Source organism: Muribaculum sp. NM65_B17 (genome assembly GCF_004793735.1).
Lineage (GTDB): Bacteria > Bacteroidota > Bacteroidia > Bacteroidales > Muribaculaceae > Muribaculum > Muribaculum gordoncarteri.
Map to the genome: position 1 here is coordinate 52089 of NZ_SRYY01000006.1, position 19472 is coordinate 71560.

Annotated in this window: 13 protein-coding genes; 12 read left to right on the forward strand and 1 reads right to left on the reverse strand. The window is 48.8% G+C overall.

Features of this window, described 5'->3' with window-relative positions; genetic code table 11:
- Positions 1 to 216: 216 nt before the first annotated feature.
- The 3 genes from dnaA to E5354_RS10195 all read left to right on the forward strand — a co-directional run bounded on the left by dnaA (position 217) and on the right by E5354_RS10195 (position 5012).
- Positions 217 to 1599 (forward strand): chromosomal replication initiator protein DnaA, encoded by a 1383-nt coding sequence (gene dnaA, locus E5354_RS10185; protein WP_135947405.1) that lies wholly within the window; start codon positions 217 to 219, stop codon positions 1597 to 1599.
- Between the two features lie 220 nt (positions 1600 to 1819).
- The gene (locus tag E5354_RS10190; RefSeq protein ID WP_135947406.1) at positions 1820 to 2068 is read left to right on the forward strand and encodes a hypothetical protein; all 249 of its coding nucleotides are present in this window, start codon (positions 1820 to 1822) and stop codon (positions 2066 to 2068) included.
- A 130-nt stretch (positions 2069 to 2198) separates the two neighbouring features.
- Entirely contained in the window at positions 2199 to 5012 is a 2814-nt protein-coding gene (locus tag E5354_RS10195) for a M16 family metallopeptidase (protein ID WP_135947407.1), read from the forward strand.
- A gap of 123 nt (positions 5013 to 5135) precedes the next feature.
- Here E5354_RS10195 and E5354_RS10200 read toward each other — a convergent pair whose 3' ends face one another.
- Entirely contained in the window at positions 5136 to 5885 is a 750-nt protein-coding gene (locus E5354_RS10200) for a nitroreductase family protein (RefSeq protein WP_135947408.1), read from the reverse strand.
- 340 nt (positions 5886 to 6225) lie between these two features.
- Here E5354_RS10200 and E5354_RS10205 point away from each other — a divergent pair, with 340 nt between their 5' ends.
- The 9 genes from E5354_RS10205 to E5354_RS10245 all read left to right on the forward strand — a co-directional run bounded on the left by E5354_RS10205 (position 6226) and on the right by E5354_RS10245 (position 19471).
- Positions 6226 to 8754, forward strand: a complete 2529-nt coding sequence (locus E5354_RS10205; protein WP_370455950.1) for an adenosylcobalamin-dependent ribonucleoside-diphosphate reductase — start codon at positions 6226 to 6228, stop codon at positions 8752 to 8754.
- Positions 8755 to 8917: 163 nt separating this feature from the next.
- Positions 8918 to 11596, forward strand: a complete 2679-nt coding sequence (locus tag E5354_RS10210; RefSeq protein WP_135947410.1) for a 4-alpha-glucanotransferase — start codon at positions 8918 to 8920, stop codon at positions 11594 to 11596.
- A 476-nt stretch (positions 11597 to 12072) separates the two neighbouring features.
- Complete coding sequence (locus E5354_RS10215; RefSeq protein WP_168353881.1) at positions 12073 to 12933, forward strand: GLPGLI family protein; 861 nt, start codon at positions 12073 to 12075, stop codon at positions 12931 to 12933.
- A gap of 63 nt (positions 12934 to 12996) precedes the next feature.
- On the forward strand, positions 12997 to 15654 hold the full coding sequence (locus tag E5354_RS10220; protein ID WP_135947411.1) for a carboxypeptidase-like regulatory domain-containing protein: 2658 nt from the start codon (positions 12997 to 12999) through the stop codon (positions 15652 to 15654).
- Positions 15655 to 15659: 5 nt separating this feature from the next.
- Entirely contained in the window at positions 15660 to 16253 is a 594-nt protein-coding gene (locus E5354_RS10225; RefSeq protein ID WP_135947412.1) for a transposase, read from the forward strand.
- Positions 16254 to 16261: 8 nt separating this feature from the next.
- Complete coding sequence (locus tag E5354_RS10230; RefSeq protein WP_135947413.1) at positions 16262 to 17395, forward strand: DUF4932 domain-containing protein; 1134 nt, start codon at positions 16262 to 16264, stop codon at positions 17393 to 17395.
- 38 nt (positions 17396 to 17433) lie between these two features.
- Complete coding sequence (locus tag E5354_RS10235; RefSeq protein WP_135947414.1) at positions 17434 to 18279, forward strand: GLPGLI family protein; 846 nt, start codon at positions 17434 to 17436, stop codon at positions 18277 to 18279.
- Between the two features lie 89 nt (positions 18280 to 18368).
- A complete protein-coding gene (locus E5354_RS10240) occupies positions 18369 to 18947 on the forward strand; it encodes a chromate transporter (RefSeq protein WP_123396113.1) in 579 nt (192 codons plus the stop codon).
- Complete coding sequence (locus E5354_RS10245) at positions 18944 to 19471, forward strand: chromate transporter (RefSeq protein WP_123396112.1); 528 nt, start codon at positions 18944 to 18946, stop codon at positions 19469 to 19471. Before E5354_RS10240 ends, E5354_RS10245 begins: the two co-directional genes overlap by 4 nt.
- The last annotated feature ends 1 nt before the right edge of the window (position 19472 follow it).

Sequence of the window (19472 nt, forward strand, 5' to 3'; positions counted from 1 at the left end):
ATTTAACATTTGTGATTGTGCTAAAATGCTGGCTATTAGCTGAATGATATTTTATAGCTATCGTGGATGTGATTAAAATGTTAAAGGTTTGATAATGCGCTGACTGACAGATGTGTTGCAAAACCATTATAAAATCCAAATTTTTTCTTCATTGTTTTTGTAAAAAAAAACGAAGAAATTTGCAATACAAAGATAAGCCCTAAAGAATAACTACAGATGGAAAAGACTCACATTAATTTGTGGGAGGACTGCCTTGAAATATTTAAGGACAATCTTCCTACGGAACAATTTGACGCCTGGTTCAAGCCTATAACATCAATAAGCTTTGATGGCCGTACGCTTAAATTGATGGTTCCGACATCCTTTTTCGTTGAGCAGCTTGAGGAGAAATATATGAAGCTCCTTGCGCCGACTCTTCGTAAGGTTTACGGGCCCAAGGTGCAGCTTTTCTATCAGTATGACACAGTGGCAAAGGATCCCACCTCGTCGGTCACTATCGAAAGCTCGCGTCCGAGTCCCGCCGTGCAGCCCCATTCGGCCAATCCTTTCAAGACCGATGTCGTTGCCGACTTTGACTCGCAGCTTAATCCGCGTTACACATTTGAGAACTATTGCGGCAGCATCAGCAACAAGATTGCACGTTCCATCGGTGAGGCTATCGCATCCAATCCCAAATGTAAGACTTTCAACCCTCTGTTTATCTTTGGGCCTACCGGTGTAGGCAAGACTCATCTCATTCAGGCTATAGGCATACGCATCAAGGAGCGCAATCCGCAAAGTCGTGTGCTCTATGTGTCGGCGCGCCTCTTCGAGAGCCAGTACACTACCGCCGCAACAGCCAAGCCGAGCCGCATCAATGACTTCATTAACTTCTATCAGTCGATCGATGTGTTGATAATCGACGACATTCAGGACCTCATGCGCAAGACGGCTACACAGAATGCGTTTTTCCACATCTTCAATCATCTGCATCAGAATCAGCGACAGATAATCCTGTCGAGCGACTGTGCGCCCTCCGAGATGATGGATATGCACGACCGACTGTTGTCACGCTTCAAGTGGGGAATGACCGCCGAACTTGAGCGTCCCGACCTCGACCTGCGTCGTGAGGTGCTGACTCAGAAAGCTTCACAAGACGGACTCGATCTTCCGTGTGAGGTAATCGAATACATAGCCGCCAATGTCACCGACAGCATCCGCGAGCTTGAGGGCATCGTGGTGTCGCTGATGGCCCATGCTACAGTGCTTGGCAAGGAGGTGACGCTCGACCTCGCCCAGTCGGTGCTGGCCAATGCCGTGAAGATACAGCGCAAGACTGTAAACTTTGAAATGATTGCTCAGTGTGTGAGCGACTACTACAATATAGAGCCCGACCAGCTCTTCACCAAGAGCCGTAAGCGCGAAATTTCCGATGCCCGACAGATGGTTATGTACTTGTCGAAACGTCACGCCAAGATGCCTGTCACGGCAATAGGCGCAAGACTTTCACGCACTCATGCCACGGTGCTTCACGCTTGCCGTAACATAGAGGAGCGACTTTTGCTTGAAGTTGCGTTACGCGATGACGTGTCGAAGATTGAGGCTTCGCTTACATGTTGATTGTGCAGTTTTTTATTTAAAATGTAGATTAAGGTAAGGCGGCTGATCTAACAGCCGCCTTTTAATATCCGGTTCCCCAGCGTTAAAAAATATTGAGGCACGGGGCCTGTGGTAAGGCGGCTGTGAAATCAGTCGCCTTTTAATATCTATTAACGGGTGTGTGCCTGATTGCCGCACAGGCGGAGGGCTACCTTTGCCATGTAATCTTTAGGCAATCGATATGGGAACAATCAACACATCCGACATTATTTTCGCCACGCTTTTTCAGCATGGCCGTCAGGTAGTCACACTCCGTCTAAGCGGGCTTTCATCGTTCAGTGACATAATCAGGCAAGTGCGCCGCGCATCGGCCGGATGCATCGGGCTTGTCACTCTTCATCTCCGCAATTGCACCCAGGGCTGGAGCGGCAATCGCCCCATAATGATGCGTGGATGCGAGGTGGCTCCGGTGCAGCTGTCGCTTTTCTGATTGGGCGTTATTTGTGGCAGAGGAGTGAAAATGTGATGTTTTTGGCAAATTATTCTTATTTGTACGATTATTATATATAAATTTGTGCAAAGCAATGCAACTTATACATCATATTTCACAATAAATTACAATGAGAAAGTTTATCCAACGGCTCGTGTGTATTGCATGCATGGCCGTGGCTATGCCGGTTTTTGTTTCGGCACAGCAGCAGATGCCGCCTATACCGGTGGACAATCAAGTAAGGATAGGTAAGCTTGACAATGGTCTTACTTACTATATTCGTCACAATGAATATCCCAAGGGACAAGCCGATTTCTATATCGCACAGAAGGTGGGCTCGATTCTTGAAGAGGATAATCAGCGTGGTCTTGCTCACTTCCTTGAGCACATGTGTTTTAACGGCACCAAGAATTTCCCCGGAAACGAAATCGTTTCGTGGCTCGAAAGCGTGGGTGTAAAGTTTGGCCAGAACCTTAATGCGCGCACCGATGTGGATGAAACCATCTACAATATATCGAAGGTGCCCACCGCACGTGAAAGCGTACAGGATTCCTGCCTGCTCATACTTCATGACTGGGCCGACGGGCTGTTGCTCGAAGATGGCGAAATTGATAAGGAGCGCGGTGTGATACACGAGGAGTGGCGCAGCACCAACGTTGGTTCCAATCGCATTCTCGAGAACCTTCTTCCGCTTATATATCCGGGTGACCGTTACGCTTACCGAATGCCTATCGGAACAATGGAGGTGGTCGACAATTTCCCTTATCAGGCTCTGCGTGACTACTACGAGAAGTGGTATCGTCCCGACCAACAGTGTATAGCCGTTGTGGGTGATGTCGATGTCGACCGCATAGAGGGAAAAATCAAGGAGATGTTTGCCGACATAAAGATGCCCGAAAACCCCGCACCTCGCGTCTACTATCCTGTCGCCGACAATGACAAGCCCATCATAGCCATTGGGAAAGACAAGGAGCAGTCAAGGGCTCTCGTGCAGCTTATGTTCAAGCGTGAAGCAACGCCCGACTCGATGAAGGGCAATCTCGACTACCTCGTCGAGCTTTATGTTGTCAACATGATAACCAATATGCTCAATTCGCGTCTTTCCGACATCATGTCGACTCCCGACGCTCCCTTTGCCGTGGCTCAGGCCATGGATGGACGATTCCTTGCCGCCAAGACCAAGAAGGCGCTCACTCTTGCCGGACTTGCAAAGGGCAATGACATAAAGCCGGTAATTGAATCGATCTATCGCGAAGCATTGCGTGCAAAGCGTGGCGGATTCACTGCCACCGAATATGACCGTGCCCGCAATGAGTTCCTTTCGGCACTTGAGGCTGCTTATAAGAACCGCAACACACAGTCGTCATCGGTACTCGTCGAGGAGTATGTGCGAAACTTTATCGACAACGAGCCCATTCCCGGTATCGAGAATGAGTATAATATAATGAATCTTCTCGCCAAGCAGATTCCGGTAGAGGTGATTAATATGGCCATGTTGTCGTTGATTCCCGACAAAAACCTCGTGGTTCTTGCCATGTTGCCCGACAACGGACAATTCATAATCCCCACCGAAGCCGAACTTTCCGATGTGCTGACAAAGGTGGCTGCTGAAGACATATCGGCCCATGTCGATGAGGTGAAGAGCGAGCCGCTTATCGCTCAGCTTCCCAAGCCCGGCACTGTAGTGTCGGTGGGCGAGGACAAGCTCTACGGTGCAACCGTGTGGACTCTTTCCAACGGCATAAAGGTTGTGTTTAAGCACACCGACTTCAAGGATGACGAAATCCTCTTTATGGCCACTGCCAACGGCGGAACATCGGTCTATGGAGCCGATGACGACCTGAACCTGCGATTCCTGCCAATCGCCATGCTGCAGTCGGGCCTCGGCAGCTACACCAACTCCGACCTGTCGAAATATCTTGCCGGTAAGCAGGCTTCGGTGAGCGTTACGCTCGACGACTATGCCCGCAGTGTGAGCGGCTCATGTGTGGTCAAGGATCTTCCTTCGCTGATGGAGTTGATATACATGACCTTCACCGCCTACAACATAACTCCCGACGAATTTGCTTCGACCCAGAATGTCTATACCGGTGCATTGCAGAATCAGGAGGCAAATCCCGAATACCAGTTTGGCAAGGGATTCCAGATGGACACTTACGTATCTCCGCGTAATTATGCCGTGGATGTAGCTACAATTCAGAATGCCAACCGTGAGCGCATTCTTGATATAATTCATCAGCAGCTTGCCGATGCGGGTCAGTTCACGTTCTATTTCGTGGGTAATGTCAATGCCGAAACCCTCAAGCCGCTCGTGGAGCAGTACATAGCCACACTGCCCAAGGGCGCGGCTCCTAAGGAGGTTAAGCTTGCCGGACTCGGATTTAAGAAGGGTGCCTCGACCGACCGTGAAACATTCAAGATGGATATTCCGCAGACCTATGTCGGCATTACCGTGACAGGTGATATGCCTTACACATCCAAGAACCAGAAGCTTGCTTCGATTGCCGGACAGATATTGACCGGACGTCTTGTGAAGCTTGTTCGCGAGGATGAGGGTGCCGTATATTCAATCAGCGCACAGGGTGCTATGCAGCGCGTTTCCGACAATCCTGTGGTGATGCAGTCGGCATTCCCCATGAAGCCTGAAATGAAGGACAAGGTGCTCGGCATAATCGCCGAACAGTTTGATGACATGTCACGCAATATCACCCCCGAGGAGCTTGCCAAGGTGAAGGAGTTCATGGTCAAGAGTGCCACCGAGGGGCTTGAGCGTAATGCCTCATGGCTGTCGGCCATGGTAGGTTACAACCGATTGCCTGTTGACACACTCACTGATGCTGTCGATGTCATAAACTCAATTACCGAGGATGATGTTGAGGCATTCATGAGCCAGCTTATGAAGCAGAACAACTATCGTGTCTACATTCTCGACCCTGCCGAGTAATCGAGATTCTGTAATTGCATAATATAAAGAAGGAGCCATGCCTCACATCGGGCATGGCTCCTTTGGTTTTGTATCCGTTGTCAGTTGATTTGGAGCCGTTAATATTTATTGTCGAACCGGCTCTTACTCCATCAGGAAGTTCTCGCGGATGAAGTCGTAGTATATCTTCGAGAAGCGCTCGTTGTTCTCGCGAGGGTAACGCACATCGGTAAACACCTGGGCGAGGGTGGTCTTGCCGTTCTCCTCGATGAATTTGCGGCTGTCCTCGCGAGCCTCCTTTTCGGCATAGATGTCACGTATATCCTCCACGGTGTAGTCGTGATATGCCTCCTCGTGGATTATTCCCTCTACGGGAATGCGGTCCGACACCGGGGCATCGCCCTCGGGATAGCCCACGGTGAGCGTTACGAGTGGAATCACCCGTTTGGGCAGGTTGAGCACTTTGGCTATTTCGGGTGCGGTATAGGTGGTTGTGCCGAGGTAGCAGCATCCAAGTCCGTGCATCTCGGCTATGGTGTTGAACTGCTGTGCGAAAATGCAGGTGTCGAGGGCTCCTGTCATGAGCGACTGGAAGTTGTCGTAGCCGGGAACGGCGTCACTTGCGTCACACCACTTCACAAATCGGTTGTAGTCGATGCAGAATGTGAGCAGCACGCTGCATCCTGTGGCCGAGGGCTGGTTGAAGTGCAACGGGGCAAGAGCTCTCTTTCCTTCCTCCGATCGGGTTACGATTACCGAGTAGAGCTGCATGTTGCCGGTGGTGGGAGCGTGCGATGCCTCTTCGAGCATCTCTTTCAGCAACTGTGGCTCGACCTCGCGTGAGCTATAGCGGCGCACTGTGCGCCGTGTCTTGAAATAATTGTCGATATTCATGTGCAAAATGTATAAATGTTATTTCACTGTGTGCGAATGTACGATTATTTGTCAACATATCCAAGAAATAAAGTGCGTTCGTTGAAATAAAGTGTGTTCGTTTTCTTGTGCTGCCGTCAGTTTCTGTTTTGGAAAACTTTTGAACATTGTGATTTTATTTAATATGCTGATTGTTAGCTGTATCATGTTTCGTTTTGGAAAACTTATCAACATTGTGCGTTTTTGTCAATTAATCATTTGGATAACTGAAATGCTTTTATGTATCTTTGCGGTGTAGAAAATTTTTAAGGCTTATCTTTTTTAATAACCAACCTGTCTAATAAAATTTAAACATAGAATAGTGGCTACGATTTACACTTACGACGAAGCTCAGCAGGCTTCGTTGGACTATTTTGGAGGTGATGAACTTGCGGCTCGCGTTTGGGTAACCAAGTATGCGCTCAAGGATTCATTCGGCAATCTCTTCGAGAAAACGCCCGACGACATGCATCGTCGCATAGCACGCGAAATTGCGCGCGTGGAGAATAATTATCCTAACCCTATGAGCGAGGACGAAGTGTTTGAGCTCATTCGCAACTTTAAGTATATCGTTCCGCAAGGCAGTCCCATGTCGGGCATAGGCAACAACTATCAGGTTGGTTCGCTTAGCAACTGCTTTGTTATCGGCATTGACGGCACCCCCGACTCCTACGGCGGCATAATGAAAATCGACGAGGAGCAGGTGCAGCTCATGAAGCGCCGAGGCGGAGTGGGGCACGACCTCAGCCACATTCGACCCAAGGGTATGCCGGTAAAGAACTCGGCATTGACCTCTACGGGACTGGTTCCCTTCATGGAGCGTTACTCCAACTCTACCCGCGAGGTGGCTCAAGACGGACGCCGTGGCGCGTTGATGATGACCGTAAGCATAAAGCATCCCGACAGCGAGGCATTCATCGATGCCAAGATGATCGAGGGCAAGGTGACAGGTGCCAATGTGTCGGTGCGCATCGACGATGACTTCATGCAGGCTGCCGTTGACAACAAGCCCTACGTTCAGCAATATCCCGTTGACTCCGACGAGCCTATGGTGAAGAAGGAGGTCGAGGCTGCTGCGCTGTGGGGCAAAATTGTGCACAACGCATGGAAATCGGCCGAACCGGGAGTGCTTTTCTGGGATACCGTGACACGCGAATCGGTGCCCGACTGCTACGCCGATCTCGGATTCCGCACCATCTCCACCAATCCGTGTGGCGAAATACCGTTGTGCCCCTACGACAGCTGCCGACTGCTTGCTATAAATCTCTACAGCTATGTGCGCAATCCGTTCACTCCCGAGGCTTCGTTTGATTTCGACCTATTCAAGATGCACGTGGCCAAGGCCCAGCGCATGATGGACGACATCATCGACCTTGAGATGGAGAAGATCGACAAGATTATAGATAAAATAGATTCCGACCCCGAAAACGCCGAGGTTAAGCAGACCGAGCGTCACCTTTGGGAGAAGATTCGCTCAAAGACATTGAAAGGCCGCCGCACTGGCGTGGGAACAACTGCCGAGGGCGACATGATTGCCGCACTTGGACTGCGTTACGGTACTCCCGAGGCTACCGACTTCTCGGTTGAGGTACACAAGGCCCTTGCAATTGCAGCCTATGGCTCGTCGGTGAATATGGCCAAGGAGCGTGGCGCATTTGAAGTCTACGACGCCGAGCGCGAGAAAAATAATCCCTATATCAACCGTCTTCGTGAGGCATCGCCCGAATTATATGACGAAATGGTGGCCAACGGACGACGCAATATCGCCTGTCTTACCATCGCCCCCACCGGAACCACGAGCTTGATGACGCAGACCACATCGGGTATTGAGCCGGTGTTCCTGCCCGTCTACAAGCGTCGTCGCAAGGTGAATCCCAATGACCCCGAAGTGCACATCGATTATGTCGACGAAACGGGCGACGCATTTGAGGAGTACATCGTTTACCATCCCAAATTCCTTAAGTGGATGGAGGTCAACGACATCGAGCGAAGGGACTCCTATACTCAGGAGGAGCTTGACGCACTTGTGGCCCGTTCGCCTTACTACAAGGCCACTTCCAACGATGTCGACTGGATGGAGAAGGTGAAGATGCAGGGTCGTGTGCAGAAGTGGGTCGACCACTCCATCTCGGTGACCATAAACCTGCCCTCCGATGTTACCGAGGATCTTGTCAACCGCCTATATGTCGAGGCTTGGCGCTCGGGATGCAAGGGATGCACCGTCTATCGCGACGGTTCCCGCTCGGGTGTGCTTGTGGCTGTCGAGAAGAAAGCCGAGCCTACGGTCAAGGAAGCCGACGCCCATGTTCACAAGCGTCCCATCGAGCTTGAAGCCGATGTGGTTAGATTCCAGAACAACAAGGAGAAGTGGATTGCCTTCGTGGGATTGCTCGACGGTGAGCCCTACGAGATTTTCACCGGTCTTGCCGACGACGAGGACGGAATCTTCTGCCCCAAGAGCGTTACTCACGGAAAGATTATCAAGGCCATCGACGATAAGGGCAACAAGCGTTACGACTTCCAGTTTGTAAACAAGCGTGGCTACAAGACTACCATCGAGGGACTTTCCGACAAGTTCAATCCCGAGTACTGGAACTATGCCAAGCTTATCTCAGGTGTGTTGCGTTACGGAATGCCTATTGACCAGGTGTTGAAGCTTGTGGGTACTCTTGAGCTCGACAGCCAGTCGATAAATACATGGAAGATGGGAGTTGAGCGTGCGTTGAAGAAGTATCTCCCCAACGGCACCAAGGCTAACGGACAGAAGTGTCCCAACTGTGGCAACGATACTCTCATTTATCAGGAAGGATGCCTGATATGCACATCCTGCGGCACTTCAAAATGCGGATAAAGGATTATAAAAGTATATAAATTGTAAAAAATGGCTAATGGCGGAAAAATTTCCTGTCAATTAGCCGTTTTTTATTTATAATGTAACTAACTTTACAGAGTCTGTTTATAGCGATTATAAAGAATTCTAAAGATTGACTGAAATTCAAAAAAATAATACCAACATGAAGCTTAATTTTAATATCGACTACCGCACCAATTGGGGCGAATCGGTATACATCGTCGGACATACTCCCGAACTTGGCGATGGTGATGAATCTCGTGCCGTGAAGCTTGAACTTGACGGTGTGGGATTGTGGTCGCTGTCGATTGATGTCGCCGATGAAACGCGTGACTTTGACTATCGTTACATTGTAAGACGCGACGACGGTTCGACGCGTTACGAGTGGGGACGTCCCCACAGGTTTGTTGTAGGGTGCGATGTGAAAAGTTACGAAATCTACGACCGATGGCAGGATCAGCCTTACGACAAGCCCTACTATTCATCGGTGTTTGTCGACTGTATCAACCGTCGTGACGACCGTGACGAGTCACAGTCGCTCTATCCAGGATCGGTGACATTGCGTGTCGACGCTCCTATGGTGGGCTCCGATGAGGTGCTTGCATTGTGCGGCGACGACGAGGCAATCGGCGAGTGGAATCCCGAAAATACCTTGGTGATGAACGACAGCAATTTCCCTGAATGGAGCATAACGCTTCCCAACAAGGAGATTCATCTGCCGTTCCGTTACAAGTTTGTGATTCTTGACAAGACTACCCGTAAGCTGCTCGCCTGGGAGAACGGCGACAATCGAGTGATGAACATAATACCCGAGCACAAGAGTTCGGCGCTCGTTGTGGGCGGAATGCGTTTCATCAATTCCCGTCCGGCATGGCGCGGAGCGGGTGTGGCCATTCCCGTGTTCTCGGTGCGCAGTGATGATGACTTCGGCGTGGGCGACTTCTTCGACCTTAAGAAGATGGTCGATTGGGCTGTTGTCACAGGACAGAAGTTCCTTCAGATTCTGCCTATCAACGACACCACGATGACCCACACATGGACCGACTCCTATCCTTACAACGCCAATTCAACATTTGCGTTGCACCCCATGTTTATGCGTCTTAGCGAACTTGGACGCCTTAACGACGAGAACCGTCAGAAGTACTATGACGACCTCGCCGTTGAACTTAACGCGCTTCCCACAGTTGACTATGAGCGTGTCAACAACGCCAAGAACGAGTTTATGCGCGAAATATTCCGTCAGGAGGGCGCAAAGACTCTTGAGCTGCCCGAGTTCAAGGCGTTTGTCGAGGCCAATGCCTACTGGCTGACTCCTTATGCCGCTTTCTGCGTGCTTCGTGACATGAACGGCACTCCTGAATTTGGCAAGTGGGGCGAATATGCCGTTTATGATGAGGCTAAGGTATCGAAATTTGTCGATGAGCATGCCGATGACATAAACTTCGTGTACTATGTACAGTATCACCTCGACAGGCAGATGCGTGCCGTCCATGAATATGCGGGCAAGCACGGCGTGGCCTTCAAGGGCGATATACCTATCGGCATTTCGCGTGACTCGGCCGATGCATGGATTTCACCTCGTCTGTTCAACATGGATTGCCAGGCCGGTGCTCCGCCCGATGATTTCTCGGTGCTCGGACAGAACTGGGGATTCCCGACCTACAACTGGGAGGAGATGAACAAGGACGGTTTTGCCTGGTGGAAGGCACGTTTCCGCAAGATGGCCGAGTACTTCGACGCCTACCGCATCGACCACGTGCTTGGTTTCTTCCGAATATGGCAAATACCGATGGATGCCATACACGGATTGCTGGGAATTTTCAATCCCGCATTGCCCTATACACCCGATGAATTGCGTCACAATTATGACTTCTGGCTCGATGTCGATTTGCAGACGACTCCGTTCATAATGGATTACTTCCTCTATGACTTCTTCGGCGAATATACCGACGAGGCCAAGCGTCGCTTCCTGATCGATGTTGGCTACGGACGCTACAAGCTCCGTCCCGAGTTTGACACTCAGCGCAAGATTGCCAACTACTTCGCAACCGAGGAGAAGTGTGAGAAAAACGATAAGCTGTGCAACGCCCTGCTCGGTCTTGTCGACGAGGTGCTCTTTATCGAGGATCCCTACGAGAAAGGCAAGTATCATCCGCGCATCTCGGCACAGTTCACCTATATATATCGCTCGTTGACCGACTATGAGCGCTGGTGCTTCAACCGTCTTTACAACGACTTCTACTACCACCGTCACAATGACTTCTGGTATGGAAAGGCTATGTGGAAGCTTCCTCCGTTGATCGACTCCACATCGATGCTCACCTGCGCCGAGGATCTTGGCATGATTCCCGATTGCGTTCCTGCCGTGATGAATGCGTTGCAGATGCTGTCGCTTGAGATTCAGCGTATGCCTAAGGACCCGAAGGCTGAATTCGGCAACACGTGGACCTATCCCTATCTGTCGGTCTGCACGACATCTACCCACGACATGGGCGGAATACGCCAGTGGTGGGAGGAGAATCGTGATGTCACGCAGCATTTCTACAACAACATGCTCCATGAGCAAGGTCCGGCACCGCACTATGCCGAGCCGTGGATTTGCGACAAGATAGTGACGCTCAACCTTCAGTCGCCATCGATGCTTGCCATATTCCCGCTTCAGGACTGGCTGTCGATCGACGGCAATCTGCGTCGCAACGACCCGCGTGAGGAGCTGATTAATATTCCGGCTAATCCGCGTCACTATTGGCGTTACAGAATGCACATGACGGTCGAGGAGCTTCTCGATGCTCAGCTCTATAACGACTATGTGCACTCAAAGATTAAGTCGGTAGGCCGATAATACGGATACATCATCGTGACACATAAACGTAATGGCGATTGCTCCAATGCAGTCGCCATTATTTTTTGACCTATTTTTGACCTATTATCTGACCTAATCATTCTATATTGTTGAGCCTTGCGAGCAGCTCTTCTTTTGTCATTTTTGTGGGGATTAGGTTGTAAAGTTACTAATTTTTCAATGATTATAACTTTTGGCTCAGATATTTTGGTTAAATTTGCGGGTGGAAAGTTTTTGACTGCTCCATGACATTTTTTTAATAAGAAGCGTTATGCTCATCTTGTAATTGGAAACCTGAGAAATTTTCGATTTGATGCAAGAGATAGCATAGTGGTTCTCACGTGCATAGCGTGGGCTGCTATTGTTACATCTGCATCATGGGCTTTCTCAGGGCCTCCAATTAGACGTGGCATAGTTGGCTCACGTTTTCTATTTATAATTAATTTTCCATTGAGCTGATGGAAAAACACATTGCAATGACAACAAACCGACTTATCACAATGTTGGTCCTTCTTTGCTTGGCTCTCGGAGCAAACGCTAAAAAGAAGAAGCAGGACTATCCGCGTTCTGAAATCAAGGTGAGCTATAATTACCACTATAAGTTTTGGCGTGGAAGTGATGGCGTTGTGGAGAAAGATACGCCTTTCATTCTGCTTGCCAACCACAATGAAAGCAAATTCTATTGTCCGAGTACAGAGTATAGGGATTCCTTGCTTTCCACACCTTCGGGGAGCGCAAAGGAAAAAAAGATGTTTGATGCTGCAGTGGCAGCATACGTGCAAAATCGTGATGAAAGTGTTATGGACGCGGTGGTATATCACTCGCGTTTATATGTGACTAAAGATTTTGCAAAATCTGTTTCTACAACCTACGATCAAGCCGGAATGGGAGAATATGGGTATTATGATGAGCCTTTTTCCGAAATCGACTGGCAGATAGTGGAGGACAGCACCAAAACTGTATTAGGCTATCAATGTATAATGGCTTCCACTGATTATCACGGAAGAAAATGGACTGTATGGTTCACTCCCGAGATTCCGGTTCAGGATGGTCCTTGGAAATTTTGCGGATTGCCCGGGCTTATACTTGAAGCCGCCGAAGAGAAGGGTCATCACCATTTTACAGCCGACGGTATCGAGCAGTCAAGTCAGTCGATATACCCGATATATAACAACGATTACGAAAAAATGGGGCGGCTTGACATGCTGCGCAATCTGCGAAATTACCGAGATAACAATAATTCGATAATCAAGGCATCGACCGGCGGTATGCTTGATTTCGGTCCCGATGCCCCCGTGCAAACTGAATATGACTTTCTGGAAACCGACTATCGTTAGAATTACACTTTTGGGTATGGCTCAGAATTAGTCACTTTTGTAATTTTGCGAAAAAATAGAGTTATGTCAAAACGATTCTTCACATATATGTTGTTTATTGCCGTTGCCTTTTCGGCCGTGGCGCAGGTCAATGTGACAGGAAAAGTCATTGACAAGGAGAGCAATGAACCGCTGACAGGGGCGTCGGTTATTGTCAAGGGAACCGACGGCAAAATCAAGAAATTTGCCTCGTCGAAAGCCGACGGCGCATTCGCTATGACGCTGCCGTCGGTCACGGGGTGCCGATTGGAAGTTGCCATGATGAGTTTCGCCAAGCAGTCTATTCCACTTGACAGCGTGACATTCCCTTTGACTGTCTACATGGAGCCGGGGACGACCTTACTCAAAGAAGTGACGGTAAAGGCCGACCGCATACGTGAGCAGGGTGATACGATTACATATAATGTAGGCAGCTTCGCCCAGCAGCAGGATCGCTCCATAGGCGATGTGCTGAAGCGAATGCCCGGCATCGATGTTGCCAAAAACGGCAAGATTCAGTATCAAGGCGAGGACATCAACAAATTCTATATCGAAGGCTCCGACCTTCTCGGCGGTAAATATGGCATAGCCACCAACGGCATCAGTCATGACGATGTGGGTGCGGTCGAGGTGATGGAAAATCATCAGCCTATGCAGGTGCTTTCGGGAATATCATTCTCCGACAAGGCTGCTATCAACCTCAAGTTGAAAAATAAGGCTAAGGCCACATGGACTTTCCACGGTGATGCGGGTGGCGGTTATTCGTGGCAGCCCGAGGGAGCCATCTGGGACGGAGAGCTGTTCACAATGGCTGTTATGCCTGGATTTCAGAACATAACGACCTTCCGCACTAACAACACGGGCGAGGATCTTTCATCGTCGAGCATCGACTTCTTCGCAGGTCGTCGCAATACGGGATTGAGCCGTTATGTGAGCGTAGGACTGCCGGGAGTGCCGTCACTTAGCGACAAGCGGACGCTGTTTAACCGCTCGTTTCTCGTGTCGACCAATAGCCTGTGGAAACTGGAAAACGGTGAGTTCAAGGCCAACATCGACTACTCCTTCAACCGCGTTACGGCCGATGCCTCTAACATCACGACATACTTCTTACCCGATGTTGAACAAGGCGGACGCGATGTATCGCGTCCCTACGATGGGAACCGCGTAATTACCGAAAACCGCAGTGGAACGGAACACACCCACTCGCTCAGCGGCAAGTTCATCTATGAGTTGAACCGGCGGACAGCTTTCATCAACAACACGTTACGTGCTAATGTAGACTGGGATGATGTCGACCTCGTCACATCGGGGTTGATACCCAACGAGCAGTCGGCGAAGCTGCCCGACTACTATGTCAGCAACAACTTCAAGATGATAAAACGCTTCAAAGGAAACCATCTTGTAACGCTGCAGAGCGTGAACGAATGGGAATCACTGCCGCAGACGCTTACTTTGACTATGGTTCCAGATGCTGCGGACGAGATGTATCGCGTCACTACCGGCAATAAATTTCGTCAGCACATCTCCGACCATGCTTTCTATACTCACGAGAGTGCGGCTTACGCATTCAACATAAAGGGCGTGACATTGAGTCTTGAAGGCGGTATAAAGGGTTACTTCCGTTCTATGGACTCGCAGTTGCCCGACTTCCCTGAGGAGGTGCCCGGACTTACTGAAAATGTAGTCAATACCAACTACATGACGGTATATGCCGACCCGGAGTTTGAATACTGGGTGCGACGCGTCAACATTTCTCTCAACTTGCCTGTAAGTTACGCGCATTACACCTTCGACAAGGCTATCGCCAATCATGATGAGGTATATTTCTCGCCATCGTTAAGCTTCGACTGGAAGCCTAACAACCGCTTCTCGGGATCGTTTAGCGGCGGTCTGGGGCGCTCGCCTATGAACATGAATCTTATCCATCCGGGACTCATAATGACCAACTACCGCACGTTGAAAGCGGGAACTGAACAGTTCTACAACTCTTCGTCGCAGAACGTGTCGGCAAGCGTCAGCTACAAGCACACCCGTCATGGACTCTTTGCCAACGGAACCGTAATGCAGTCGTGGACTCACATTCCCTACACGATGTCACAGCAGCTCTACGGCGACTATGTTGTCTACAGCTATGCCGACGCCGACAATGACAGCCGCATGCTCATGGCTATGGGAAGTGTCGGCAAGACTCTCGACTTCATGCGGGGAAGCTGCAACGTGAACGGCTCGTTCAGCCGCAACGAGTCGCAATTGCTTTCGCAGCAGCAATCGGTCAACTCCGTCAGCACCGGCTGGAGCATTGGCGGCAAAATCAACGGCAATCCATGCCGCTGGTTCAGCTTCGACTACAGCATAGACTATTCCGACAGCCGCCTGACGATGAACGGCATGAGCGAGTCATGGCTCTCGACGATGGAGAATGAATTGAGCCTCACATTCATTCCCTACCGCAAATGGCAATGGACCGTGAGCGGCGAGCATTACCGCAACGAGATAACTGAAAACTCTTTCAATAATGTCGTTATGCTCGACACCAAGCTCATCTATCAGCTCAACAAGAGGATAGAACTTGCCGCGTCGCTCACCAACATCCTCAACAAGCGCAGCTACAACTACATCACCTATTCGCAGCTCTCGTCATTCGAGAGCCGGCGACAGCTCCGCGGTCGTCAGCTCCTATTCTCGATAACCCTCCGAAAATAAGCATTATGGCTGATTGTCACATGTTTCGCGCTGAATGGCATGACTACAACGACGGGATATTATTCGTTACCGTATGCGCCAAAGATAAAAAGCATCTCTTTGGAACGATAACTAACGATGAAATGCACAAAAATGCATTAGGCACAATTGTCGAAGAATGTATAAAAGCCATTTCCGAACATCATCCCCAAGTCACCATCCACAACTATGTAATAATGCCCAACCACATCCATTTAATTATAGCGACAGTAGGGACGCGATATATCGCGTCCGCAACAGCAAAATTAGCAACAGCAAAAATACCGGAAACAACAAAACCAATAAACCCACCAAAACCATCCATCGGCTGTCTAAAACCACCCGCACATGGAGAGCCAATAATTGATTATCATCACAATTCAAGGTTGGCAGTAATAATCGGTTCGTTAAAAGCTGCGGTAACTCGCATTGCCCGGACGCGATGTATCGCGTCCCTACCTTGCTGGCAATCACGGTTTCATGAACATATTATAAGGAATCAACGCGCGTTTGACAATATTATGGATTATATCGACAATAATGTTGCACGCTGGGAGCAAGATTGTTTCAATTTAAAATAAATACTTATATGATTAATAAAGTGAATAATATTATTAAACAAATCATTCTTATGGTTGCATTATTGTCAACCCTCCCTGTTGTTGGCAAGAACAGTGCAGTAAAAAGAGTTGAGGCACAGTTTGACGAAAGAATAGAGTTGATGAGCGTTATATGCCATCTTGCCGGGTTCGGTGAATACAATATGAATCTCGGTGGGAAATATATAGCAGAGATAGATTCTTTTTTCGCAGGCGTAAAAAATCATCCTGTAATAGAGATGATGGACAGTTTGCGGCAATATAACGGCATATCGTTTGATTCACCTATGGCTTTTGCCGTAAACCTTCAAAAAGAAGGTAATCAATTTACATTGATTAACGATACAATCGTACCTGAAAGGCGATGGAACGGTGTCGATTTTCAAAAAGTGACAAAAAATATATCAGACTTCTACATCGCTTCCAATTTCAGCAAATTTTTCGATTCACACAAACCCTTCTATCAAGAAATGTGTGAAATATTTAATTCAAATGTGATATCAAAATTCAATCAAAAATGGTATGAACAGTTTTACGGTACTGAACCGACGGAGAATTTCGAGGTTATAATAGGTTTTGTTAACGGTGGAGGGAATTATGGCCCTTCTCGTCAGTTACCAGGGAAGCCTCGTGATGTTTATGCGATTATGGGGTATGCGCTCGATGAAAACGGCGAATCTTACTATTGTTCTGATCCTCAGAGCTATTTATCCACTTTGGTTCATGAGTTTAACCACTCGTTTGTCAATCCATTGGCCGATGACTCTCGTTTCAATAGCCGTATACAACAGCCTGCAGAAAAGATGTACCAACTATCTCAGCAGACCATGCGCCGTGGCGCTTATGCCGGTTGGAAAAATCTTGTCAACGAATCCATAGTTCGTGCCGCTGTAATTCGCTATTTGATTGACAATAATACTCCTAAGGATGAAATCCGTCAGTCTATAATTGACGAGATGTCGGTTGGATTCTATTGGACGCCTGAGCTTGTCAAGTGTCTTTCGGAATATAGTGAAAACCGAAACAGATATCATACCATAGCAGACTTTTATCCTAATCTCATTAAGTTTTTCGACAAATATGTTCAGGAACGAGAGGCTGCAATAAATGATGCTCTGAAATAATATATTTTCTAATTATATCAAAAACTTATAAAGTAACGATGACAAAATTAATTACATCGATATTTATGTGTCTTGCGGCGATAGCCGCAAGCGCACAGCCGAAAGCCGACATCGAGGTCAGCTACACGGCTCATCATCCTAATCTTCGCAACGGTAAAGATGATCTTACGAGTCAGTATATTTTGCTCGCCAATGCCGACGAGTCAAAATTCTTCTCACCGATGACCGAATATGTAGATTCGCTCAACTCTACGCCTGAAGGGAAGGCAAAACTGAATGAGATGACGAGCAATGCCTATCTCGGAGGAAAATTGGACGACATACCTCGTTCCGACGGCTCATACTATGTCGTTAAATCGGCTGACAAATGCACCTGTTATGACAACTCCGGCCTTGAAAAATACGTGTATGAAGAGCCTGTTGCCGAAATGAAGTGGGAAGTTGCAGAAGATTCAACTAAGAATATCCTCGGTTATGAGTGCATAATGGCTGTTGTCGATTACCACGGCCGCCGATGGACTGCATGGTTTACGCCTGAGATTCCTATAAATGCCGGACCGTGGAAATTTGCCGGCCTTCCGGGACTGATATTGGAGGCGACTGCCGACGGCAATCAATACAGTTTTGTGGCAACGGGTATTCAGCAGACCGACAAGTCCATAACTCCCGTATATCTTGCAAATGAATATGAGAAGACCGACCGCATTAAATTCTTAAAAACGCGTCGCAGTTTCCTCGACAATCCGCTGGGTAAAATCAACGCCCAATTCGCAGGTGCCGGAGTTACTGTGGGCAAAGTTCAAAACGAAGACGGCAGTGATGCGACAGGTTCAATCTTCGCTCCCGCGTCGGTCGTTGACCTTATTGAAACCGACTATCATTAACAATCGGTAACAGTGATGTCTATCAGATATAATTGTGTGTAGGTACGCGAAATTTTTATACCTTTGCAAGCTGAAATGAATAGCATTCTATGGATAAGTTGTATTGGAAACTTTTCTTCACGTTCCTGAAGATAGGCGCATTCACCTTCGGCGGCGGATGGGCCATGATTTCATTGATAGAGCGCGAGGTGGTCGACAAGAACAAGTGGATTGACCGGGAGGAGTTTCTCGACCTTTTGGCCATATCGCAGTCGATGCCCGGCATACTTGCAGTTAACATTTCAGTGTCGATAGGCGACAAGTTACGCGGATTCCGCGGCAGTCTTACGGCAGCCCTCGGCACCATCCTCCCTTCGTTTCTCATAATATTGGCCATCGCCATATTCCTGACCCCCGACATTATCAAGAACAACCCCATAGTGTCACGCATATTCATGGGCATTCGTCCGTGTGTGGTTGCGCTCATCGTGGCTCCGGTCATCACATCGGCCCGTGCCGCCAAAATATCATGGCGCACTGTGTGGATTCCCATCGTGGTTGCCGTGCTCATCTACATAGGCTGGAACCCAATAGTGTTCATCGTCTTGGGTGGACTGGGCGGTTATCTGTGGTTTACGCGTCACCATCGCATGTTGCGTGACAAGCAAGGAAAGGAGGATGAAAAATGAGCGTCTACCTTAAACTTATATGGGCTTATCTCAAGATAGGCCTTTTCGGATTCGGCGGCGGTTACGCCATGCTTGCACTTATAGAGCGTGAGGTTGTGACACCGGGATGGATCACCGAGCAGATGTTTACCGACATAGTGGCTATTTCGCAGATGACACCCGGCCCTATCGGCATCAACAGCGCTACTTACATAGGTTACGTTGTCACCGGCAGTGTGCTTGGCTCGATAGTTACCACCGTCACCGTCATGTTGCCCTCGTTCCTGCTGGTGCTCTATGCGAGTCACTTCATTCGCCGTCACAAGGAGTCGGCGATAATCAAGGGAGTGTTTGCCGGGTTGCGTCCTGTGGTCATAGGACTTATCGCATCGGCTGCACTGTTGCTGATGAACCGTCAGAACTTCCCCGACAACACCTGGAGCATCCTCATAGGTGTTGCGTCATTCCTTCTTGTATATTTCACCAAGATACATCCTATATTCATAATCTGCCTTGCCGGAGTAGCGGGACTTGTAATATATTGAT